The organism is Phytohabitans sp. LJ34 (assembly GCF_052068095.1).
GTDB lineage: Bacteria > Actinomycetota > Actinomycetes > Mycobacteriales > Micromonosporaceae > Phytohabitans.
On sequence record NZ_JBQHDG010000023.1, the window covers coordinates 133,083 to 155,134 of the forward strand.

The 22,052-nt window shown below is 70.7% G+C and carries 25 protein-coding genes and 1 pseudogene; 12 read left to right on the forward strand and 14 right to left on the reverse strand.

The window, feature by feature from the left end; all coding sequences use genetic code 11:
• Positions 1-291 precede the first annotated feature (291 nt).
• The 11 genes and pseudogenes from ACTMTJ_RS34840 to ACTMTJ_RS34890 form a co-directional block, all read right to left on the reverse strand.
• Complete coding sequence (locus ACTMTJ_RS34840) at positions 292-819, reverse strand: hypothetical protein (protein ID WP_441222995.1); 528 nt, start codon at positions 817-819, stop codon at positions 292-294.
• A 140-nt stretch (positions 820-959) separates the two neighbouring features.
• Positions 960-1,355: pseudogene (locus tag ACTMTJ_RS34845) on the reverse strand (hypothetical protein); the annotation flags it as partial.
• A gap of 57 nt (positions 1,356-1,412) precedes the next feature.
• Entirely contained in the window at positions 1,413-1,778 is a 366-nt protein-coding gene (locus ACTMTJ_RS34850) for a hypothetical protein (RefSeq protein WP_441222935.1), read from the reverse strand.
• Between the two features lie 149 nt (positions 1,779-1,927).
• Complete coding sequence (locus ACTMTJ_RS34855) at positions 1,928-2,731, reverse strand: hypothetical protein (protein WP_441222936.1); 804 nt, start codon at positions 2,729-2,731, stop codon at positions 1,928-1,930.
• A gap of 89 nt (positions 2,732-2,820) precedes the next feature.
• A complete protein-coding gene (locus ACTMTJ_RS34860) occupies positions 2,821-3,102 on the reverse strand; it encodes a hypothetical protein (protein ID WP_441222937.1) in 282 nt (93 codons plus the stop codon).
• Positions 3,103-3,355: 253 nt separating this feature from the next.
• Positions 3,356-3,751, reverse strand: a complete 396-nt coding sequence (locus tag ACTMTJ_RS34865) for a hypothetical protein (protein ID WP_441222938.1) — start codon at positions 3,749-3,751, stop codon at positions 3,356-3,358.
• A 352-nt stretch (positions 3,752-4,103) separates the two neighbouring features.
• On the reverse strand, positions 4,104-4,547 hold the full coding sequence (locus ACTMTJ_RS34870; protein ID WP_441222939.1) for a hypothetical protein: 444 nt from the start codon (positions 4,545-4,547) through the stop codon (positions 4,104-4,106).
• 354 nt (positions 4,548-4,901) lie between these two features.
• Complete coding sequence (locus tag ACTMTJ_RS34875) at positions 4,902-5,528, reverse strand: hypothetical protein (protein ID WP_441222940.1); 627 nt, start codon at positions 5,526-5,528, stop codon at positions 4,902-4,904.
• Between the two features lie 108 nt (positions 5,529-5,636).
• Positions 5,637-6,215, reverse strand: coding sequence for a hypothetical protein (locus ACTMTJ_RS34880; protein ID WP_441222941.1), 579 nt, complete (start codon positions 6,213-6,215; stop codon positions 5,637-5,639).
• Positions 6,216-6,357: 142 nt separating this feature from the next.
• Entirely contained in the window at positions 6,358-7,065 is a 708-nt protein-coding gene (locus ACTMTJ_RS34885) for a hypothetical protein (protein ID WP_441222942.1), read from the reverse strand.
• Between the two features lie 162 nt (positions 7,066-7,227).
• Positions 7,228-7,776, reverse strand: coding sequence for a hypothetical protein (locus ACTMTJ_RS34890; RefSeq protein WP_441222943.1), 549 nt, complete (start codon positions 7,774-7,776; stop codon positions 7,228-7,230).
• 588 nt (positions 7,777-8,364) lie between these two features.
• On the opposite strand from ACTMTJ_RS34890, the gene ACTMTJ_RS34895 reads away from it, so the two are divergent.
• Entirely contained in the window at positions 8,365-8,685 is a 321-nt protein-coding gene (locus tag ACTMTJ_RS34895; protein ID WP_441222944.1) for a hypothetical protein, read from the forward strand.
• 170 nt (positions 8,686-8,855) lie between these two features.
• Complete coding sequence (locus tag ACTMTJ_RS34900; protein WP_441222945.1) at positions 8,856-9,683, forward strand: hypothetical protein; 828 nt, start codon at positions 8,856-8,858, stop codon at positions 9,681-9,683.
• 22 nt (positions 9,684-9,705) lie between these two features.
• Here the strand turns inward: ACTMTJ_RS34900 and ACTMTJ_RS34905 are convergent, their stop codons facing one another.
• Both ACTMTJ_RS34905 and ACTMTJ_RS34910 read right to left on the reverse strand, forming a co-directional pair.
• Positions 9,706-10,674 carry a hypothetical protein gene (locus ACTMTJ_RS34905; protein WP_441222946.1) on the reverse strand — a complete coding sequence of 323 codons (969 nt, stop codon included), beginning with the start codon at positions 10,672-10,674 and terminating at the stop codon, positions 9,706-9,708.
• Complete coding sequence (locus ACTMTJ_RS34910; protein ID WP_441222947.1) at positions 10,671-11,087, reverse strand: hypothetical protein; 417 nt, start codon at positions 11,085-11,087, stop codon at positions 10,671-10,673. The genes ACTMTJ_RS34905 and ACTMTJ_RS34910 overlap by 4 nt, the downstream gene beginning before the upstream one ends.
• 41 nt (positions 11,088-11,128) lie before the next feature.
• Here ACTMTJ_RS34910 and ACTMTJ_RS34915 point away from each other — a divergent pair, with 41 nt between their 5' ends.
• From ACTMTJ_RS34915 to ACTMTJ_RS34960, 10 genes are all read left to right on the forward strand, one after another.
• Positions 11,129-14,332: a CHAT domain-containing protein gene (locus tag ACTMTJ_RS34915; protein WP_441222948.1), complete on the forward strand. Its 3,204-nt coding sequence runs from the start codon at positions 11,129-11,131 to the stop codon at positions 14,330-14,332.
• Position 14,333: 1 nt separating this feature from the next.
• Positions 14,334-15,713, forward strand: coding sequence for a tetratricopeptide repeat protein (locus ACTMTJ_RS34920; protein ID WP_441222949.1), 1,380 nt, complete (start codon positions 14,334-14,336; stop codon positions 15,711-15,713).
• 616 nt (positions 15,714-16,329) lie between these two features.
• Positions 16,330-16,650 carry a helix-turn-helix domain-containing protein gene (locus tag ACTMTJ_RS34925; protein WP_441222950.1) on the forward strand — a complete coding sequence of 107 codons (321 nt, stop codon included), beginning with the start codon at positions 16,330-16,332 and terminating at the stop codon, positions 16,648-16,650.
• Positions 16,651-16,775: 125 nt separating this feature from the next.
• Positions 16,776-17,984, forward strand: coding sequence for a hypothetical protein (locus ACTMTJ_RS34930; RefSeq protein ID WP_441222951.1), 1,209 nt, complete (start codon positions 16,776-16,778; stop codon positions 17,982-17,984).
• A 318-nt stretch (positions 17,985-18,302) separates the two neighbouring features.
• Positions 18,303-18,857, forward strand: a complete 555-nt coding sequence (locus ACTMTJ_RS34935; protein ID WP_441222952.1) for a nucleotidyltransferase domain-containing protein — start codon at positions 18,303-18,305, stop codon at positions 18,855-18,857.
• A 187-nt stretch (positions 18,858-19,044) separates the two neighbouring features.
• Entirely contained in the window at positions 19,045-19,683 is a 639-nt protein-coding gene (locus ACTMTJ_RS34940; RefSeq protein WP_441222953.1) for a Mu transposase domain-containing protein, read from the forward strand.
• Positions 19,684-19,688: 5 nt separating this feature from the next.
• Positions 19,689-20,027, forward strand: a complete 339-nt coding sequence (locus tag ACTMTJ_RS34945) for a hypothetical protein (protein ID WP_441222954.1) — start codon at positions 19,689-19,691, stop codon at positions 20,025-20,027.
• Entirely contained in the window at positions 20,024-20,356 is a 333-nt protein-coding gene (locus ACTMTJ_RS34950) for a hypothetical protein (protein ID WP_441222955.1), read from the forward strand. The genes ACTMTJ_RS34945 and ACTMTJ_RS34950 overlap by 4 nt, the downstream gene beginning before the upstream one ends.
• A complete protein-coding gene (locus ACTMTJ_RS34955; protein WP_441222992.1) occupies positions 20,338-20,535 on the forward strand; it encodes a hypothetical protein in 198 nt (65 codons plus the stop codon). The genes ACTMTJ_RS34950 and ACTMTJ_RS34955 overlap by 19 nt, the downstream gene beginning before the upstream one ends.
• Positions 20,477-20,851 carry an ATP-binding protein gene (locus ACTMTJ_RS34960; protein WP_441222993.1) on the forward strand — a complete coding sequence of 125 codons (375 nt, stop codon included), beginning with the start codon at positions 20,477-20,479 and terminating at the stop codon, positions 20,849-20,851. Before ACTMTJ_RS34955 ends, ACTMTJ_RS34960 begins: the two co-directional genes overlap by 59 nt.
• Before the next feature lie 173 nt (positions 20,852-21,024).
• Here ACTMTJ_RS34960 and ACTMTJ_RS34965 read toward each other — a convergent pair whose 3' ends face one another.
• Positions 21,025-21,942: a replication-relaxation family protein gene (locus ACTMTJ_RS34965; RefSeq protein WP_441222956.1), complete on the reverse strand. Its 918-nt coding sequence runs from the start codon at positions 21,940-21,942 to the stop codon at positions 21,025-21,027.
• Positions 21,943-22,052 lie beyond the last annotated feature (110 nt).

Genomic DNA, 22,052 nt, shown 5'->3' on the forward strand with positions numbered 1-22,052 from the left:
CGGGCTGTGCTGGTTGTGGAGCATGCGTTTTGCTCGTCAGAGCTGGTGTGGTGCGGTAACCGTAAGGCGTTCGCTGGCCCGGCCGCTGCAACGGAAGTCCATACGTCTTCAAGCGGATGCGCGGGCCGGCCTGGGATGCCTAGCCGCGATGGCTGCCGAAGGTCTGGGACGTCGGGCCGATGGTGTGCGGCCGTCGCGGCAGCGGGCCGGGTTTGTGTGGACACCGGCGGCTGGGTTTACCCGCGTCTTGGGGGTGAACGGGCCCGCGGCGAGATGGGACGCGGGCGGCGGTCAGGTCAGGACGTCGGCGATGGTGATGACGTGCTGGACCTGCTGCGCGAGTGCGCCGTAGCGGTTGGCCTGGGCTTGGCTGATGCGGCTGATGCCGGCTCGCCACGGCGAACTGGCCGAGACGTCGGCGAGCCCAGGCGGCGCGGGTGCGGCTGTGGCCGGCAGGTCGAGGACGGTGGCCTCGGGGGTCCGGGTGACCTGGGCCCATCGGTCGTGCAGAGCCTGCAACGCGTGGTGCACGCCGCGGGCTTCGGCTGCGGTGAGGTAGAGGCGCAACAGCCGGTCGGGTCTGGCGGCCACAGCCTGTGGGGCGAACAGTGGTTCGGGCCGACGCAGTTGGGGCAGCAGGCCATCGTGTCGGGGGATGCCGTCACGGTCGGGGTGGTAGACGGCGCTGCGGTGTCCGCCGGCCGTCTTGACCGTCTGCATGGCCGCGTCCGCGCAGGCCAGCACATGCGAGGGGCGGCCGATGCGGGTGCTGGCGATACCGACGCTGAGCCGTGGCCGCATCCGGGTCGCCGCGACCACGGTCGGCTCGGCCAGGGACGCGTCGACCGCGTCACGGAGCTGGTCGGCGGACAGGCTCGTGGACAGGATCCCGAACTCGTCCCGCCAAGCCGTACCACCGTTCCGTGAGCGCTGGCTGCGGCCTCGAGCCGCCGGGCGATCGTGGTCAGGTAGCGGTCGCCTTCGGCGTGCCCGACGGCGTTGACTTCGTTGAGGTTGTCCACGTCGGCCACCGCGACCCGCAACCCGATGCCGGCCCGGTCGGCTTCCCACAGCAGGTGGTCGGCGACCGCCCGGGTGGCCAGGCCCGTGACCGGGTCGGTGTAGGCGGCGCCGAGCAGGTCCCGGGTGCCGGCCGTTCCAGTGTGGAGGCCGGCCAGAAACGCCGCGGTGGCAGCGATAAGCACCGCGGCGACGATCCAGGCGAAGCCGGTGAGCAGGTAAAGGCAGAGGCCGGCCAGCGTGGTGGTTGCGGCGAATGCCAGTGTCCGGTCGCGGTAGCGGCGCCAGCTGGTCAATGATTGCAGGAAGGAAGCCATCAGGCACGCCCCTTTCATCGGTGGTCAGCGCCGGGCAACGGCGCTGCGACCCGCGCAGGGTTTGGGGTGTGCCGGTTAGTGGCTGACGATCCAGGGCCATAGCGGGCCGGCGATGCGGTAGAGGCCGTCCGCGTCTGGTGGCAGGGGTTCGACGGGGGTGTCGCGGTCGCCGAAGCGGGCCAGGATGTGAACGTCGCCGTCGTGCAGGGTGATGACGGGCAGCAGCCGGCCGGGTTCGGGGTCGGTGTGCCAGCGGTCGATGGTGTCGCCGGCGAGCCGTTGCAGGACCGGCAGACTTACTCGGGCGATCGGGTTGGTGTGTCGGCGGCGGCGGGTAGCCACGAGCGCCGGGTACGGGGCGGGCAGGTCGGGCAGCCCGATCCAGGCGGGTGTCCACCGTGGACGCCGGGAGGTGCCGACGGGGTAGGCCGTGGCTGGCATGGCGCGCTCCTTCGCCAGTGGAGGTGCGCGTCGCCGCCTGCGTCGCCGCAGGCGGGTGCAAGCGGCGACGCGGTTACCAGATACCAACGGGTGCCAATGTCCGGGTTGGTCCCACGAAAGGGGACCGGCCGGGCGAGCGGGGTGCGGGGCTAGAAGTTTTCGCTGCCCTGCACGGTGACGGACAGCAGCACGGTCCCGGGCTCGCAGTCGGCCAGGTGTGCGGCGGCGAGCTGGTGGTATGCCTGCCGCTGCGGCCAGGTGTGCGAGGTGCACGGCAGCAGCTGCCCGGTCGGTGTCACCGGGCGGCCGTTGACGCCGATCAGCACGTCGCCGTAGAGCAGGACACCGGCGCGGTAGTCGGCGTACGCAGCGGGCCCATCGTCGTAGGCGGCCAGGCCCGGTCCATAGTCGTCGAGCGTGAACGTGTCGTCGGGATCAGTGGTGAACTCGTCGTGCGCGAGCATGGTCGCGATCCGGGGTTGCGCGGTGAACTCGCAAACCGCGGTGGCATACGGGTAGTGGTCGGGGTCAGCCTCGTTGCGGTCGGCGAACTGTGACCACGGTGCCGCTGGCGGTGTCCCGGCGACGACGCTGTGGTGCCGCTGCCACAACTGCCGGGCTGCGGCGGCGGCGACCTCGCGGGTGGCCGGCAGGTCCAGCAAGCCGATCGGTCCACCCGCGCAGCCAACTCGCCCGTCCACCACGGCACCGGCGCCGACCAGCTGCCGGTGTTCGCGCGCGGTGAGACCTGTACGGGACAGATAGGCCGTCTCGCTCAGGCGTAGGTCGATCTGCGGATGAACCAGGGCCGGCAGCCGACTCTGCACCGCCGCGGTCACCGCGGCCGGGTTGTCGGAACTGCCGGGCGGCAGGCACACCACGGCCGTCAGGCCGGACGCACGCCGGTGCCCGTCGTGGCCCTCGGTCGCGCTGAAAAGGTCAAAGATCGTCATGCGGATGAGAACCTTTCTGTGCGGACGCTCGCCGGTGGCGGCCCCGGGTTGGCTCGCCTATGGCCCGTAGTCGCGGGATTGCGGCGGGTCTATCGCGCGGTTTCGCAGCGCAGGGCTGCGACGGCCGCAGCAGCCGCGTCCGGCGCCGTGGAGTAGGTAGCGGCGTGGGCGCCGCCGGCGGTGTAGAGCGGAAAGCCGATGCCTTCGGCACGGTGGTGGATCCGCACGGTCCAACCGCTGTCACTGTCCGACGCGGGCGGGGACAGGTACGCGCTGGCATCCACGGCGCCGACCGGCGGTGTGATCGCGATGGTGTGCGTCGCCCCGCTGATCGCCTGCGACGCGGTGGCCGACCAGCCGGCCGGCAACAACCTGCGGACCCCAGGCAGTGCGCGGCAGCCAGCCGAGCGGAGACACCCACGGCCCGTCGGGAGCGGGCCTCGCGCTGGCGATGGTCGAGCTCGGCGTGGCTGACCCCATTCGCCGGAGTCGACATCAAGGACCAGATAGATGCCGCACGACGGGCACCACCGACGGCCTCCCAGCGCCGTTGCGGCGCCGCCGCAGCGCGCACACCCTGTCCCTGCCCGCGCCGGCCGCGAGGCAGCGTCACAATCGGCCGCCTCAGGCATCGCCACTACCGGGGTCGTTCAGACGCAGAACGGCGGATGCTGGCAGGACGGCGGATTCGCCGTTGTCGTAGGTGAGCACCCACCAGCCGTCGCGGCCCCGCCAGGGCGGGCCGCTGATGACCTGAATGGCGCCGTCGTAGGCGACCACCTGATCGCCGGCGGCGAGCTGGTGGACCGGTTGTAGCCGGATTCCTGCGGCGGGGCGGATCAGCCACGGCGCGACCAGCGGGGCCAGCGGTGTCGCGATGTGGTAGCGGACCCCGACACTGACCGGGGCGATCGAGGTGACGGTGGCGGCAAGCCAGCTGGCGCGGGCGTTGACATGCACCTGCTGGCCCAGACGCAGCATCGGACGCTGGACGATTGGGGTGTGCGTTGGATGGCTCACGATCCGGATCTCCTTTGTGGACAGACGGAGTCCGGGCGCGGCCAGGTGGCCGTGCCCGGACGTTGCGCGTTCGCGCGGGTGGGTCAGTGGCCGGGCAACGGCCGCAGAGAAGCGGTGTGCTGCTTACAGCAGGGCAGCGCTGTGCCGCGACGCCGCATCGGGCATGCGCTGGCGTGGGCGCCGCACTATTGCCGCGTTTGAGTCAGCCCGCAGGGCGGGCGATTTCGACGACGTGAGCCCCCGTGGGCGGCAGTGCTGGGTCGAACGGTGGATCGCCCTGGCGCTGGGGCGGCGGGCCGGTCCCGCGAGGGCGACGCCCTGACCGGGGCTGTCGGGGTCAGCACGACCGCGGTCAGTTGACGGTGGTTTCGGTGATCGGCTCGCAGGTGGCGCAGGTTGCGGCCGCGGCGTCGACGTCGAGGCTGGGGTGCGGGGCGAGGCGGCCATGGATGGCTTCCAGGGCGAGCACCGCAGCGGTCAGGGCGTCGTCTGCGGCGATGTCGATGTGGCCGGCCACGGTCACCGGTACCCGCCACTGCCGTGGGGGTTCGCCGTCGGCGACCGGTTCGGTGTCGGCGGTGCCGACCGGGTAGGCGGCCTGCGGGTCGACGTGCAGGTCGACGAGCAAGTCGGCGTGCGGGGCGAGCGCCGTGGCGATGGTTGCCAGGGCGAGCAGGCGTGCGTGCCTGGTGTGGTTGGCGGCGACGGTGACGGTCACCGGCAGCGTGCCGGTCACCCGGAACCGCGGACAGGCCGGATCAGCGGTACCGGCCAGGATGTTGGTCGACTCGGTCATCGTTGTCTCCCTGCATGAGTGGACTCCGCGCGGCATAGGCAACCGAGCGGAGCGACGGAAGAAGGATTCGCAGCGCGATGTGCGACCACGTGGAAACGCCCATCGGCGTGAGGGCTCATCGGCGCGCCGGATCCGACCAGAGCAAAGGCGGTCGCAGGCCGGAGGCCGCAGAGGACCACAAGGGGTTTGGTCGACCGGCCCGCCGCGGTGCCGTGTCAACGAGCCGGGCGCCAGCGTCGGGGTCGAGCGGCGTCAGCGCCGGGTGCTTGCGCGCTTTCACTCACCGCCGTTAGCTGAACCGGCGGCGGTGTGGGAAACGGTGGTAGGACCCGAGATAGGCCCAGGCGAACGGGTTCAGTCGAGATCGTCCGGATCGAGTTCGCCGGTGGCGTCGGCGCCCTCATGCCGCAGATCGCAGGTGTGGATGTCGACGACGGATCCGACCAGGTCGTCACGGACGGCTTCTTCGGCTTGCCGGTATGCGTCGTCCTCGTCGGTGGCGTATACGGTGACCGCGACCGGGACCAGCAGGTCGACCCGGTATTTCTCGGGCAACTCATCGACGCCGAACCGGTCGAGGGTGCGATTGGTGCCGGAGAGGCAGATCTGGCCCTCCGCCACGGCGTGCGCGGCGCGGCGGCGTACATCGGCGTGGAAGTCATCCAGCGCCTGCCCCGCCTCGTCGGCTTTTGCGTGCGCGGCGTCGGCAGCGGCGCGGGTAGCGTCGGCGAAGCCGACCAGCCACCGGTGTACCCCGGCGAGGGTGTCCAGGCCGGGGATCGGGCCAAGGTCAGCCACCACGCGGGCGGCAACCAGGTGTAGCCATGCCGGCGGGGCAACGGGTTGGCCGTCGATGGCGAACCATGCATTGGCCAGCATCAGCTCGACAGCCGTGAGCTGCTCGGCGACGCCGAGTTCAACGGGCTTCACCGTTACGGCGTTGGTGTCGGCGGTGGCGGGCTGGGGCGGGGAGTCGGTCATGGCCAGGCGTCTCCAATCGGGAGTGAGCGGATACGAAGAACGCCACCTGCGGTGGATTTCGAGGTGGCTTAGGCAAAGCCGGTTGTGGCACGGCGTGTGCGGCAGGTGTTACTCGGCGGCGAGGTCGGTGCAGAACGCCTCGCTGATGTCGATGTCCATCCCGTACGGCGGGTGGAGTTCGTCGCGGAGCCGGTCGGTCGCCCGGTCCGTGGCTTCCTGCTCACCGGCCGCGTCGACGTGGACGACGATCGGGACCTGCAACGTGACCGCGTATGGGGTGGGGATCGGTGGCATACCCCAGTCCCGCAGCGCCGGTTCCAGACTCTGCGCGAGCTGCGGCTGCGTGGCCAGCGCGTCGACCGCAGCTGCTCGGAGGTCTACCTGCAACTGGTGCAGTGCCCGGCGCTGCCTGTCGGTGGCGGCCTGGGCGGCAGCCCGCCGTCGCAGGCTCGCGCGGACGTCCTCAACGAGCCGGGCGACGCAGCCATCGCGCTCGTCGTCGAAATGGTTGTGCCCGGCCGGGTCAGGCTCCAGTCCGATAGCCCGGCGTGCGGCGGCAGCGGACAGGAACGACTGGACGATCGGGTCCGCGACCGGCCCGAAGCCATACTCGGCCCAGGCGCGGGTCAGCACAGCGCGGAGTTGTTCGTCGTCGAGCGACCCGCTCGGCTGGTTGGCGATGGTCATGTGGATCTCCTTCTGAGGTGAGCGCTCGGCGCGCAGCAGGCGCCGAACGGAGTCGACAGGCCAATACGCGACGCCCCCGGTCCCGCCGCGGTCTCGGGCGGGACCGGCGAAACACCGTGCCCGGACGGGTTGTGCGAGTCGGTCAGCTGGCGGTGAGCGCCGCCAGACGGGTGTCCAGGGGCAGGCTGTCCAGCAGCCGGTTGGCGAGCGTCAGGTAGGCCACCAGGTCGGCCAGGCGTGCGGAGGTGGGCGTGAACCAGCCCGGCGGTCCGGAAGCGACCGCGACCGCGTCGGCCGGCACGGTGGCGACCGCGTCGGCGGGGACGGCCGCGAGGGCGGCGAGCCGGGTGTAGGCGTCGGCGCCGGCCTGGAACGCTTCGAGATGGTCAGTGGAAAGCTGGTGCACCGGGTGCACGGCGGCGTTGTAGACGGCCATGGCCTGGTAGCGGGGCTGGCTGGTGTAAGCCAGCTGCGCGCGGGCCAACGGCCACCGTTGCGGGTCCTCGTAGTGACGGTCTTCAAAGGACCAGTACGGCCGCGCAGGCGGGGTCTTGGCGACCACCTGCTGCCACAGCTGCCAAAGTTCGGCGGCGTGCGCGGCGGCGCCGTGGCGCATGCCGGCCAGGTCCAGCTGGCGGATCGGCCCGCCGTACGTCAGAGTCGGTGTCGGGCGGCGTTTCCCGCGGATGAACCGGCGTGGGGCGGGCCCAGGGTGAACGACGAAGTGGCCAACGGGGCCGTGTGTGGTCAGGCCGAGCGTGGCCAGCCGGGCGCCAGCCACATCGACCAGGTCTTCCACCGGGGTGGCGGCGGGCACGCAGACCACGACGGTCCGCGAATCGATGAACACAGGGAAACCTCCTCCTACTCTGCATGGATGAAAGGGCCGCGGCCCGCGCGGCATAGGCGCCGGGCCACTGGGCGGCGGCGTCGCCGCGGCGGTGCGGGGTGATGTCGGTAGGCAGCGGCCAGTGGGTGCCCGCTACGCGGGCAGACCGAGCGGGGGCGGTGCTCAGATGGCGACGGTGATGAGCACGTCGTTGGGGTTGGCTTGGGCCAACAGGCCGGTGGCGCGCTGGACGAAGGCAATTAGGGCGTCGGGTGTGCCCGCGGCGGGCTGCTGCGGCAGCCAGCCGTTGCGCATGACGACCAACACGTCGCCGACCACGCGACGCAGGCTGTGGTAGGCCACGTAGGTCTGCTCACCGGCGCGGAGCAGGTCAGCTTCGGCCGGGCCGGGTCGACGCCCACGAACCGTCCCGGTGCTTGTCCACAGCTGAAAGCGGGAACGGGCCTCTTCGCCGGCGATGGCGCCGGTGCCGGCGAGGTCCAGCAGGTTCAGCGGCCCGCCGGCACACCACATGCGGCGCCCGCTGCGCGGGGCGGCGAGCAGCGACCACGCGGACCGCGGCGCGGCGGCCAGCAGCCGGCGGTGCGGCTGGATCTCGTCGTCGAAGTAGGTGGCCAGCGGCACCGTCCAGTCGTCGATGCCCAGATGGTCGGCCGGGTACCAGAACGTGATGGTGCGGACCATGACACCGCAGGGCATGGCGATCGGCATGGGAAGACCCCCTTTCCATGGGGAGACGGGTTGCCCGCGCACGCAAGGCATGGGACCGGTCTGCGGTCGCGGACGCGGCGATGGGGGCGAAGCAGAGGGGATTGGCCGGGCGTACCCGTGAGTGGGTGCCGGCTGTGCCGCCGTGAGCGTCCAGAAAGCTGGATCTGGCTGGCGGTGGCCGTCAAGAGCGGCGGGAAAGGTGGTGCGGGTGGGCGTGGGCTGCGCGGGCAGTGACGCCGCCGACCGGCCAGTGCGGCAGGTGGGCTGATGCGGCTGCGACCGCGAGCGGGCAACGCCCCAGGTGGTGCTCAAACTCTGTTGAAATGCGACCGTACCGCGCCAACCCAACAGATCACGCCACCGCGAGAAACCCCGGTAGGGCGACCGAGACCTGCACTGTTGGCCAGGTTTCAGCGGCCGCAGGAGGGCTAGCTGTTGACTACTGTTGGGGTGCGGCGTCGTCAGGTGCCGGGTTTGAAGCTACTGGGCTGGCTTGCACGGCATCGAGGCCGGCGAGAGATGTCCCGCTCGCGTCGTGACCGCGCCGAGTCCTTGTAGGATTTGCGGTCCGGTCGACACACTGATCCCATGGCGCCGATCTATCCGGCAGACCACACCGCCCATATCAGGCAACGACTCAGGTCGATTGCGGTCAGGTTCCTTGTGGGCGGTGTGCTGGCCGCCGTCGGCGCCGGTGTTCTAGCTCTGCTCGGTGACGTCAGCGGCGATCGGCACCGGAGCGTGCTGTGGGTGGCGTGGGGGTTTGACCTCTTGACGTTCGCCGTCGCGGCGCTCGGGCTGCTGGCCACTTTCGTCCGCTACCGGATCTACTGCCGTCGACGCGCGGACCTCAACGCGGAGGGCGCCGAGGCGTACGGAGAGCTTAGAGTCCGAATCCACTACGGTTAGGTGGCAGGCAACCAGTTGCCTATCGATGTTTGTGGCAACGTGTTTGAGCGCCAGTCGGGCAAGGAGAACGAGCGCCACTTCCTACTTGGGTGGTAGCGAGTTGGCGTTGCTGCCCTTGATCGTTTGGCAATGAGTTTGAGCACCACTGCGGGGATGGCGAGAATCGGCGGGTGACGTCAACGCTCGCGGTGCCGAGGCTGGCTGCCGGGCCGTACGTGTTGCGTGCGTTCGAGCCGGGTGACGTTGGGCTGGTGCGGGAGGCCGCGGCCGATCCGTATATCCCGTTGGTGACGACGGTCCCGTGCCCGTTCACGCGCGAGGATGGGCTGGCGTTCATCGCGCGGCAGCACGCGCGTGCCCGTGACGGTGAGGGCTATCCGATGGTGATCGTGGACCGTGCGGGTGACCGGCCGGTGGGTTCGATCGGCGTGTGGCTGCGTGATTTCGCGGTTGGCCGGTCACCGTGTCGGCTACGTCCTGGCCACCAAGCCGCCTCGGTCCGCACCTGGCTATACCGGATCGCCACCACCCGCTGCCTCAACGCGCTTCGCTCGGCAAACCGACGCCCGGCCAAACAATGGGACATCCCCGACATTGACCCGCCAGAGCCGACCCGGATCGGCGAAGTCGTATGGCTCGAGCCGTACCCCGACGCCCTCCTCGAAGGCGCGATCAACGTGCCGCTCGGCCCAGAGGCACACTACGAACAGACCGAAGCCATCTCCCTGGCCTTCGTGACCGCACTGCAGGTCCTGCCCGCCCGCCAACGCACCGTCCTCATCCTGCGCGACGTCCTCGGATACCACGCCAACGAGGTGGCGGCTCGGGGGCTGCAAGAGGACACGATCGCGCCGCGGGAGCGGCTGGTTCGCCGGTTCTGTGCCACGAACGGCACCTCTCTTTGTCAAGACGTCGGCAGCAGAGAGGTGCCGTTCGTGGCACAGTCCCGCGAATGCACTTTCACGTTCCTGGGCACCTCAGCCAGCCGCGCCTGTTGAAGGGCTGAAGCTAGCGTCGCGCTCACCTCGGTGCCGGCCGGATCGGATCGGGTGAGGTGTTCGCCGTGCCCGTGCTGCGGAGGATTGTGGTGAGTTCGGCTCCGACCTGCGGGGTGAACGTCTGCGGGCACGGCACGCCGAGACGGTCGGCCAGGGATCGCAGGTTCAGGTCGGCCATGCTCTCGACCAGTGGGACCAGCGTGTTCACGGCGGCGCGGGCGCGGCTGCGGGCCATGGCGGCCAGCGCGAGCGCGATCAGCAGGGCGGGCCACCAACCCGTTCCAGGGAAGACTATTGCGTATGCGACGGCCCAGCCGGCCAGGCGCGCGGCGGAAGCGTAATTGTCCTGCACAGCTTGCACGTCCGCGCGGGCGTCGGCGCCGGCGATCGTCCAAAGGTGCGGCCAGAACAGGGCCAGGTCGATGCCGTAGCGGTCGTGCAGGCGCCGGGTCAGGGCGGCCATCCGCTGGGCGTACCAGGTGGGCTGGTCGGGGCGGCCCTCGGACCAGTGCTCCAAGCGTGAGCGCAGCCGGTGCGGGCGCGGGAAGTGGCGCTCGAGTGGCGTGCCGGCGGACAAGCGGTCGATGGCCAGGGTGGCGCCCGCCTGCGTGGTTGCCTCGGCCAGCGCGGTGCGCAGGCGCGTCCAGCGGCGCAGCCGCCACGCGGTCAGCCAGCCGGTCCAGCGGGCCGTTCCGGTGGGGGTCCACAACCGTTCGATGAGCCGGCCGGCGGCGGCCACCAGCAGGCCGGCGATCACCGCGGCCAGTGCGGCGAACGCGGCGATCATCAGAAGGACCGCGGTTTCCCGGTTTCGGGTGTCGGTCGTTATCCCGGACAGGTGACGACGCAGGAAAGGCAGGTCCACGGCATGCCGGAAACCCTGGTGCCGGGCCAGCGCGGCGGTGGCGACGAACAGCAGGCCGGGGCCGAGGAACAGCGTCGCCCACCGCTCGGCGAGCTTCTTGGACAGTTCCTGCAGCAGCGGGTTCACCGGGGGATCGGGATCGCGGTCAGCGGCCCGCCGGTCAGGCCGCAGGCGGCGGCGCTGGTCTCGGCCCGGGCGCAGCGGCGGACCGGGCACACCCACACCGACAGAGCGGCGTCCGACGCGGTCACTCCGGGCAGCGGGCGCCATTCCCGGTTCGGGCTGGTGAGGCCGTGAATGCCGAGGCCGGCGAGGACCTCCTCGACGGCGTCCAGCGCGCGGGTCACCTCGGCCGGGCCGGCACTGTCCGAAGTGGCCAGCGACAGGGCCGAGGCCAGCAGGTCGTCGGCGCCGACCTCGGTCATCAGGTCGGCAAGCTGATCGTTTCTCCCGTACTGCCGGCAGAATTGCCCGATCCGCTCGGCAAGCGCGGCGGGAATGGGATGTGACACTGGCGCGACGGGCGCATCCTCGGACACGCGAGTAGCTTATCGTCCAAATCCACCGTGCGGAGTGGGCCATGAGTCGATCCAGCCGTCCAGACCGGTCGAAACTCGATCCGGCGAACCTCCCGGACGACCCGGAGGGCCGCCAGGAGATCGCGGCGATGGCGATGGCCGACTGGCTGGACCACGGCGACGCCGCGGCGCTGCAGGTCGCGGTCGGGCTGCAGCGGCTGGCCCTGCACGCGGCCTACCCGGAGCATCCGCGGATCGGCGAGGTGGCGCTGCGGCTGGTCCGCTACCTCGACGTGCTGCGCTCGGCGGGCGACGACGACGCCCGCGCCGAGCTGGTCGAGACCGGGTTGTACGCGCTCGGCCTGCTGCCACCGGACCATGCCGAGCGGTCGGAGCTGTTGATGCTCACCGGCTTCTCGGCGTTCCGCCTCGGCGACGACCACGACGACCTCGACCTGCTGGCGCTGGCGGTGCGGTTGTTCGACGAGGCTCACGAGCTCGACCCGGGGGACGTGACCACGCTGATCAATCTCGGCGGCGCGCTGGCTACCCTGGCGCCGCTGAGCGACGACGAGACGGTCGGTCTTCGCGCGCTGCGGGTGCTGCGGGAAACCGCCGATGTGGACGCTCGCGCTATCGCGAATCTGGCCGTGCTGCTCGGCAAGCTCGTCGCTGACCCCGCCTGGCACGAGCGGATCGCCGCCTTCTGCCGCGACTCGCTCGGCTCCGGCCGGCCGGACACGCCGGCCGACGCCCCGGCGCTGGCCGCGTTGGCTCAGCTGGCCTCGCTGGCCTATCTGGACGAGCTGCGGCTCGACAGTCTCCGTGAGGTCGCCGGCTGGGGCCGCCGGGCGCTCGCGCTGCCGGCCCAGCCGGTTATCGACAAAATCGCGATAGCGGCCAGTGTCGCGTCCGCACTGTCGGTGATCGGTCAGGTCGACGGGGACCTCGTTACCGTACGGGAGTCGATTGCCATTGCCGAGGCGACACTGACGCTGGACCCCGACGATCGCTCTGTGGTCACCGGCGTGCTGGCCGGTGCGCACTGGGCGCTGTACGAGCTGACGGGCGACCTTGAGGCACAGCGAGACGCCCTGCACGCCGCCGGTGAGGCCGAGGCCGCCCTGGCCCCGGACGACGACTCGCCGAACGCGATCCGGATGGCTGTCAATCACGCCACGTTCCGCTACACCCTGGCAGCGCACCGCCGTGATCCGGGCCAACTGCGGGAGGCGGTCGAGGCGCTGCGGGAGGTCGGTGCCCGCATGGGCGCGGCCCAGGTTTCGTACGCCGTGACCCGCACCATCCTCGCGAAGGCGCTCACCGACCTGTTCCTGGTGGCCCTCGACGAGCCGCTGACCACCCTGCACGAGGCCGTCGAGCACGCCGAGGCCGCCGCCACGGTGATTCCGGCGCACCATGCGGCGGCGTCGGTCGCGCAAGTCACGCTGCTGCGGGTGTATCGAGCGCTGGGCGCCGCGAGCGGTGACCGGGACCGGCTGCGCGATGCGATCCGTGTCGCCGACCGGCTCCTCGCTATCGGCCCGCCGGCCGAGATGACCGCCTTCACCGCCGCCGAACGCTCCGCCGCGCTGGCCGCCCTCGCCCGCGCTGACGGCGACCCGGCCGCGCTGGCCGAGGCCCGGCATGCGCTGCGCGAGGTCGCCCGATCGGTGGACGCGCGCCCCGACACCCGGCTGGGGGCCGCCGCGCAGCTGGCGTCCGGGCCGGCCACCGCCGTCAAACTGTCCGATATGGAGATCGTCGTCGATCTGCTGCGGCACAACTTCTCCACCGCGGCGCTCTTGTCCGACCGCGAGCAGATCCTGCGGACGTATGCCGATCTCAGCGCGGTCATTGTCACCGCCGGCGCGGCGTCCGGCGACCCGGTCCGTACGGTCGGGTTGCTCGAGCGCGCCCGCGGCCTGCTCGCCCAAGACGCCCTCGACCTGCGCGGCGACCTGGGCCGGGTGCGGGCCCGCGACGAGGCGCTCGCCGGCGCCCTGGAGGAGACCGCCGCGGCGCTGCGGGATCTGCAGGCTCGCGACCGTGGCTCGACCGGCCCGGAACGCACCCGCGAGGCCGAACGGGCGCTGGCGGCGGACCGCGCCGAGTTGCTCGACCGCTGGGACCGGTTGCGCGCCGATGCCGCCGTGCATACCGGCCGGCCGGAGACCGCGGCCAGCCTCACCGAGCTCGCCGCCGCGGGCCCGATCCTGCTGGTCGCGGCCGCCGACCCGCACGGGCAGGCGCTGATCCTGACCGGCGAGCCGGACCGGCCGGTCGTCGCGCTGCCACTGCCTGGCCTGGCCGCCGACGAGACCCGCGACCGGGTGCTCACCTTCCTGGCCGCGCGGCACTACGCGCTCGACGATGTCTACCCGCTCAAGGTCCGCCGCCGCGCGCAAGAGGAGGTGCGCGCCACCCTGCAGTGGCTGTGGACGGCCGCGGCCCGGCCGATCCTCGACGCTCTGGGTGTCATCGGTGAGCCGGCGACCGCCGGGCCGCGGGTGTGGTGGTGCCCGATTGGCTTCCTCGGCTATCTGCCGTGGCACGCGGCCGGACTGGCGGACGGGCCGGGGGTGCTCGACCACGTTGTGTCCTCCTACACCGCCGGGCTGCGCGCCCTGCGGGAAACCCGCGCCGGGGGAGACCCGGCGCCGCCGAGAACTCTGGTCGTGGCCGCCCCCGAGGTGGCCGGTGTCGTCCCGCTGCGCGGCGTCGACGAGGAGATCGCGGCGCTCGGGCCGTTGCTGCCCGGCAGCACCGTCCTCGCCGGGGCGGCGGCAACCCGCGAAGCCGTGCTCGCCGCACTGGCCGGGCACACCCACGTGCACCTCGCCTGCCACGCGATGTCCGATCCCCGGCGGCCCGGCGCCGGCCGGCTGCTGCTCGCCGACCACGAGACCGCCCCGCTGACCGTCGCCGACCTGGCCGCGCTGCACCTGCCCGGGCGCGAACTGGCGATGCTGTCCGCGTGCAGCACCTCCGAGGTCGACCCGGACCTCACCGACGAGTCGACCCACCTGACCGCGGCCTTCCAGCTGGCCGGGTTCAGGCACGTGATCGGGGCGCTGTGGCCTGTCAGCGACACGATCGCGGCCCGGCTCGCCGGGGACTTCTACGACCGGCTCACCACCGGCGGGCAGCATCCGCCACGAGCAGCCGTGTCGGCGGTCGCGCTGCACCACGCCGTACGCAAGCTGCGGGAAACCCACCGGGCTGCGCCGACGACGTGGGCCTCGTACGTGCATGTGGGAGCGTGAGGTGAGCCGAGCCAAAGATATCCTGAAGATCGCCGCCTGGCTGGCGCCGGAGGACATCCCGGCGGAGGTGCTGCCCGATCCGGGCCGCGGCTGGACCGGCCGGCGCACCCGCCGGCAGCTGTCCGGGATCCTGCGTGCCGGCGATGCCGACGGAACGGTGTCGATCGCGCCGGAGCTGCAACGGGAGATCCGCGAGCGGCACGGGGCCGACGGCCGGGCCGAGGCGGTGCTGTACATGCGCGCCTACCTCGGCGACGACGATCCGGCCATCACGGCCCGGTGCTTCCGGCTGCTGCCACACATGCTGGCCTGGATCTCGCTGACCGATCCGGATGACGACTTCCTTCGGGTGCTGGACCTGCTCGACCGGGCCACGGTCGTGCTGCTCACCGCGCAGAACGGGGCGGCGGCCCGGCCGCTGATCGACCGGACGGTGCGCTCCGCGACCCGGCTGCTCGACGACGACGACCCGCGACTGCTGACCGTGCGTGACCACCGGGCGTCGGTGCACGAGCAGGAAGGCGCGCCGCACCGCGCGGTCCGGGTCCGGGAAGAGGCGATCGCGGCGGCTCGGCTCGACCCCGACCATCCGGCGATCTGGCTGGCCTACGCCAACCTCGCGGTGGATCTGCAAACCATCGGCGCCTTCGACCGGGCACTGGAGCTGGCCCGCCGGGTCGCCGACCGGCACCGGCGGGTGCTCGGGCCGGCCCACCCGGAAACCCTCAAGGCGATCATCAACGTCGGCGCGGTGCAGCGGCACAGCGGCCGGCCCGCCGAGGCGCTCGCCGTGTGGCGGGACGTGTTGGCCGACGCCGACCGGGAACTCGGCGCCGATCATCCGGTGACCGCCCTAATCCGCCGGGCGATCGCCGCCGAGGACAACCCGGGCGACCTCGAACCTGCCGAGCCGTCCGGGCCGATCACCGCGGAGACGATCCAGGACTGGGTCGACCACGGGGCCGCGGCCCGGCGCGCCGGCAATCCCGCGATTGCCGGTGCTGTCCTGCGCCGGGTCGTCGACGAGGGCACTCAACTGCTCGGACCGGGCCATCCCGAGGTGATCCGGGCCCGCTGGCATCTCGCGGGCTGCGAGAAAGACGGCGGCGACCCGGCCGCGGCGCTGGCCACCCTGCGCACCGGGCTGGCCGACGCCGACCGGGTGCTCGGCCGCACCCACCGGCAAACCGCGACCATCGCATTCTTCCTGATCGCCGAGCTGCTCGACCAGGGCCATCAGGAGGAGTACGAGGCGATGCTGGAGGACCGGCTCCCCGACCAGATCGAGGTTCTGGGATTCGGCGACCCGATCGTGCGTGAGCTGGCCGTACGCCGTTCGGCGCTGCGTCTGGGCCGGCCGTCGTGGTGGCGGACCCGCTGACCGGACAGGTGCTTTCCCTCAACCAGCACTGGGCGGCGGCCGTGAGCGGGTGACCTTAACCTTCGGACGCGTGCCGGTACTCTGCACCTTGAGAGTGCCTTCGAAAACGACGATTCTGGTCCTAGACAAGTCATGTCATCCCAGATCAGAAGCACTTTCGCGTTCCTCGGCACCTCAGCCAGCCGCGCCCGTTGAAGAGCTGAGACTAGAGAGGAAGCGAATCGTCGGTCATCGGGTATCCGGATCTGCCGCCGGTAAGGCGCTGACGCGAAGGAGTCGTCAATGTTCGCGTTGGCCACCGCGTCACCGCAGGGTCGGCGGGCGGTCGCGGGTACAACGCTCGCCGACGCGATCAACTGTACGGCGGCGGCCTCGGCCGGACGCGCGGCCACACGCACACGTCGGGATTCCGGACCCAATCTCTGCCGGTCACTGAACGTAGTGCCCGCCCGAGTGTTGCTCAGCCATCAGGCGGGCGGCGTGGCGCGGTGGTCTGCACACGGGCATTCAGACAGTTCCAATATCTGACGTCGCCAGAGCACGTCGACAAGACCCACATCGAAGACGCATGGGCCGGTGTCGGCCAGCGGGCCGCGAACCGTTTCGGGAGCCGACGATGAAGTGGAACCTGCGCCTGGCCGCCGCGCAACGCGACATCTGGAAGCCCTCGCAGCTGCAGGCCATGCTCGCGGACGCCGGTCTGGTGATCAGCGCCGGGAAGATGTCGCACCTGTGGTCGAGCCAGCCGGTGACGATCCGGCTCGAAGATCTGCAGATCATCTGCACGGTGCTCGGCTGCACCCCGAACGATCTGCTGGTGCTGGAAGACGCCCCGCTGCCGGCGCCGCGCCCGGCCGAGGCAGCTCCGCTGCGGGCCGTAGCGGGCGAGGCGCCGATCCAGCGCCGACACGCCGGACGCAGCAAACCCCCGGTATGAGGACAGCGTCACTGCGCCGCCGGGGCAAACGCGTCTATCGAGGGCCGGCGCGCAGCTGCGAGCAGTGCCTGGCCTGGGGCGTGCTACGCCAGCGGCTCTGCCGCGGCTGCGAAACCTTCGCCACCATGCATCCGCTCGGTCGCTGCCGCACCTGCGCCCGCTGGGCCGTCCCGGTCGACGAGGGCGTCTGCCGGCTCTGCCGCCGACAGGCCAGCCTGATCGCCGGACCCCACTGCAAGACCGCATTGGACCTGACCGTCGCGGCCAGCACCGGCCAGCAACTATTCCTCGCCGGTTTCTCCCGGGCAGCCCGGACGCGCTCGAAGTGGGTGCGGTCACGAGTGCCGCCGCCGACACTGGCGGCCCTGGCAGCGCAGCCGAAGGGCTGGGAGCAGCCGATTCTTGTCGATGCGCCGCGCGATTGCCGACATGCCAGCAGCCTCGACCCGCCCCGCGATCCCGGCTTCTTGCACCTGGCGCTGCGCCACGCGGATGTCCTGGCCGAGCACAACGGCTGGCCACCACGCACCCTGCAACAGGTCCGCCGAGGCCTGCGGATGATCGCCAGCTGTCACGAGCCGGGTGAGCCGGTCAGGGCCAGCACCGCCACCGCGATGAGCCCGCACGGCGTCCCCGGCCTGCGTGTGCTCGAAGTCCTGTTCGCCGCTGGCGACGACCTCGTCGTCGACGATCGCACCGACTCGCTCACCGTCCGGATCGACGCCAAGTTCGCCTCGCTGCCCCCGCGGATGCGCGACGAGCTCGACGCCTGGATCACGGTGCTACGACACGGCACTGCACGGCGGCGAGCCCGGCCCCGCATCACCGCCTTCACGCTGCTTGCCGCCGCTCACCCGTTCCTCACCGAGATCGCCGACCGCTACACCACGCTTCGCCAGGTCACCCGCCAAGACGTGCTCGACTGGCTCGACGACCGCAAACACCGGGCCTCCGACGCTCACGCCCTGCGTGACCTATTCGGCGTCCTCAAGGCCCAGCGCCTGGTCTTCGCCAATCCGCTCACACGAATTCACGTCGGAAGTACCAACCCGAGCACGCCGGCCGCGTTGACCTGCGAAGCACTCCACGCCATCGGCGACGCGGCCAAGAACGACCCAGCCCTGCAGACCGTGGTGGCGCTCATCGGCGTCCACGCCTTACGCCCTCATCAGGTCCGCAGCCTGACGCTCGATCAGATCGATCTACCCAACCAACGCGTCGACCTGGGCACGCCCGACGGCGCCTGGATCCGTTCACCGCCGCAGCGCTGGCCGCCTACCTGGACTACCGGCATCAGCGCTGGCCAGACACGGGAAACCAGCACCTATAGCTGACGCGACGCAACGCCCACGAACGCGGACCGGTCAGCGCCCACTGGCTCACCTGCCTCTTCGACGGCCTGCCGGCCACCGCCGCCCAGCTTCGCGAGGATCGCATCCTGGAGGAGGCGCGAGCTGCCAACGGTGACCCGCTGCACATCGCCGCAATGTTCGGCCTCACCGCCAAACCCGCTCTGCGCTACGCCAAGACTGTCTGGCCGGAGCCCGCCGACCAGAACCCGACGTGAACAACTCGAAGTGAATCGATAAGCATCACGATCCACTGCTCCAGGGGACATGGGTGCGCCGTCCGCTGCATGACAGGATCAATCCATGGATTCAAAGGCCAGGGCGCAGTTGCGTGTCATCCGCGAGGTCATCGCGGCCTTGCAAGCTGAGGGCATCTCGGCGTGGTTGTTCGGCGGCTGGGGACTCGACGCAAGGATCGGCCGGATCACGCGAGAGCACGGCGACGTGGAGCTCTGGGTCGAACGCATTCACGCCGACCAATCAAGGGCGCTGATCGAAGGGATTGGTGGCACGGCTTTGTCGACTCAGCCGCCAGAAGAGGCCTGCGAGTTCATCCTTGACGGGACCTCTTTCAGCACCGCCTACTTCGACCGGCGGCCGGACGGATCTTTCTACCAGCCCATCGGGGGGTTCTCTGACTGGCGGTTTCCGCCAGGATCCTTTGACGACGAGCCCGTGACGCTCGACGGCACGCCGGTCCTGGCCATGAGCGCTTCCGGCATGCTCGCGATGAAGGAGCAGTTTCCACACCTGCGCCACGGCCGGCCATGGCGGCAGAAAGACATCGGCGACATGGAGATACTGCGGGGGCTGCTCGCCACAGAGACGGCCGACAACCGCATGGGACCGGCTGAGTAACAAAGGACGGCTGACAGGTCGCGGCCGTCCGCGGTGATTCGCATCGAGGGATGAGTGCTGCGCGGTGCTGCAGGCGGCAGCGTAATGAGCGCGACGGCGCTCATTGTCAGTAGCGCCACGAAGGTCGAACTCGGCCGTTGCTGCGCTGTTGCAGCGGTGAGTTCAGGAAGGCGCGGCGTCAGTATTCGTGAACTCACCGGGGATCGGCTTCGACGCCTTCTACTGTCAGCCTGGCAAGGACGGCGCGCACGAGAAAGGCGGAGTGGAGCAGGAAGGCAGCCGCTTCCGCCGCACGCACCTGGTCCCGGTGCCCGAAGTTGAGTCCTTGGCCGAGCTCAAGGAGAAGCTGGCCGTCATCGACGCCGCCGAAGACCGCCGGCACGTGCACGGCAGCCCGACCCCGGTCGGGGTCAACTTCGCCGTCGAGGCGCCATTGCTGGCGCCGCTGCCCGGCGAGGAGTTCGAGTGCGGGGCGACGCTGACGCCGACCGTGAACCGCTATTCGCGGGTCGTGGTGCGCCAGTGCTACTACTCGATGCCGGCCAGATTCATCGGCGCCAAGGTGCGGCTGTTGCTGCGTGCGAACGAGGTACTGGTCTTCGACGGCCGCCGCCTAATGGCCCGGCATCCGCGGATCAACCGCCGCTACGACTACCGCGACGACCTGGACCACTTCATCGAGATCCTGATCGCCAAGCCCGTGCGTTGGCCGGATCGACCGGGTTGGCGCAGGCCCGCGCCAGGGCTCGTTCACCGACGTGCACGAGCAGTTCTGGACCGCGGCCAAGCACACCCCACGGCGACGCCAAAAGCACCCGGGTACTGATCGAGGTGTTGCTGCTGCATCGGCACCGACCCGCCCACGCCGTGGTCGCCGGGATGCGGGCCGCGCTCGGCGTCGGTTCCACCAGCCCGGAGCTGGTCGCGATCGAGGCCCGCAAGGCCGCCGGCGGCCTGCACCACGACCACCCAGCCGACCTGATACGGGAGCCGGACCTCGACGTCGACGACGAACCAGTCGAGCAGTGGCCGCCGGCTGTCGATGAGCTGCCCATCGCACCGGTCATCGACCTTGACGCGCACCGCCGCGTCCCACCGGACAACCGGCCACCGCCGTCGGTCGACATCTACGACCAACTGCTTTCTCGCCCAGCAAAGGACAACGCATGACCGCCAGCACCGTCACCGACCGGCCGGTCCGCCCACCGCGCACCCGGGCCGCCGCGCCCGGCGTCGACGCCACCGACGCGGCGATCGATGACGCCTGCCGCACCCTGCACCTGCCCACCATCCGTGACCGCTACCACCAGATCGCCGCGGACGCGCTGCGCGAGCACGCCTCCTACAGACAGTTCCTGGCCGACCTGCTGGCCTGCGACGTCACCGACCGCGAGGAACGCGGCAAGATCCGACTCGTGCGCGAAGCCGGTTCCCTCGCCCCAAACGCCTGGAAGACTTCGACTTCGCCGCTAACCCGCACATCTCCCCGGCCGCGGTGAACACCCTCGCTTCCACTGCCTGGGTCCGTGAAGGCAGCCCGCTCTGCCTGATCGGCGACTCCGGCACCGGCAAGTCACACCTGCTGATCGGGATTTGGCACCGCGGTCGCCGAGGCCCGGCTGAAGGTCAAGTACACGACCACCGCGAACCTGGTCAACGAGCTCGTCGAGGCTGCTGACGAGAAACATCTGTCCAAGACCATCGCCCGCTACGGCCGGGTCGACCTGCTCTGCCTGGACGAGTTTGGCTATCTCGAGCCGGACGCCGCTGGCGCGAAGCTGCTGTTCCAGGTCTTCACCGAACGCGAGGAGCGCCGGGCGATCGCGGTGGCGTCCAACGCGCCTTTCTCGGAGTGGAAACGCACCTTCACCGACGTGCGGCTCTGCGCCGCGATCGTGGACCGGCTCACCTTCAACAGCCACAAAATCGAGACCGGCACCGACTCCTACCGACTACGCACCACCCGCAACCGCAGGCAGAAACCCGCCGCCTGACCCACACCCCAGTCGCAGTGTCCACATCAGAGCATCCAGAACGCGCGGGCCGCGAGCAACAGCCCGCCTTCGACCCGGACGGCGCCGGCACCAACAGCTGCCACCAGATCGCCGTCCTGCTTAACCTCTGCTACGACTTCCTCAACACCGCCAGCCCAGCCACCCACGACGAGCTATGCGCCGTTGAGCGCGGCGAGCGGGTCCTGGTCTGGGGTAGGGGCTGCGGGGTTGAGCGGGCCGGCGGCGCCGTGGTGAGCGGGGATGTCGGCCAGGTGGAGGCGGTGGCGGCCGTTGCCGTAGAGCCGCCAGATGGGCCCTGCGGGGCTGTGGCCGTTGACGGTGTCGCGGGCGGCGGTGGCGATGGTGATGCCCGGCGTGACGCCGTCGGCGAGGCGGCGGTGCAGGTTCTGTTCGCGGGTGCGGGTGGGCAGCCAGAACAGCACCGGGTAGTGGGGTCCGCCTTCGCGGCGTAGCCGCCGGTAGCCGTCGAGTTTGTCGGTCAGTACGGGCAGTTTCTCGGTACCGGTGTCGTACTCGAGGAAGAAGCCGACGCTACCGTCGGGGTGGTTCCAGACGCCGTGCCCGTCGGGGTGGATCCGGCGACCGAAGGCGTCGACGGTGTGGTTCTCGGGCCACCAGCGGGCCAGCCGATACTCGGGATGTGCGCGCGCATAAGCGATGAGGTCGGTGAAGAACTGGTTGACGCCGATGAGGTGGTTCAGGTCGGGGCGCATCATGGCGCGGTCTTTGCGTTCGTAGACCGCGGCCGGAGTGGGTGGCTTTTCGTTGCGGGCCAGTGCGACGCAGCGGGCGGCGAGCAGCCCGGGGACCCAGTGCAGGGGTTCGGGCTGGCCGGGCCGGTGACGCAGGAAGCGGTCGACGACGCTGAGGTGGCGCAGCGTGTGCAGCCGGTGCAGGCAGGTGGTGGGTGAGGTGAACAGCATGTTGGTGAGTTGTCGGGTGGTGAGGACTTGGTGGTCGACGAGGAGTTCGGCGATGGCGTAGTCGCGGGGTTGGAGCCGGGGGGAGATGTCGACGAGTGTGCGGCGGGTGGAGCGGGGAGCGGACCGTCGATCGTTTGGTGTGGACACGGGTTCCCCCGGTAGGAGTGAGTCCCCCTGTGGGGACTGTTGGGATCGGATGGGTGCGGGCATGACCGTCTCCTAGCTGCGGTGTTGGGCTGGTGTGGGCCGGCGTAGGG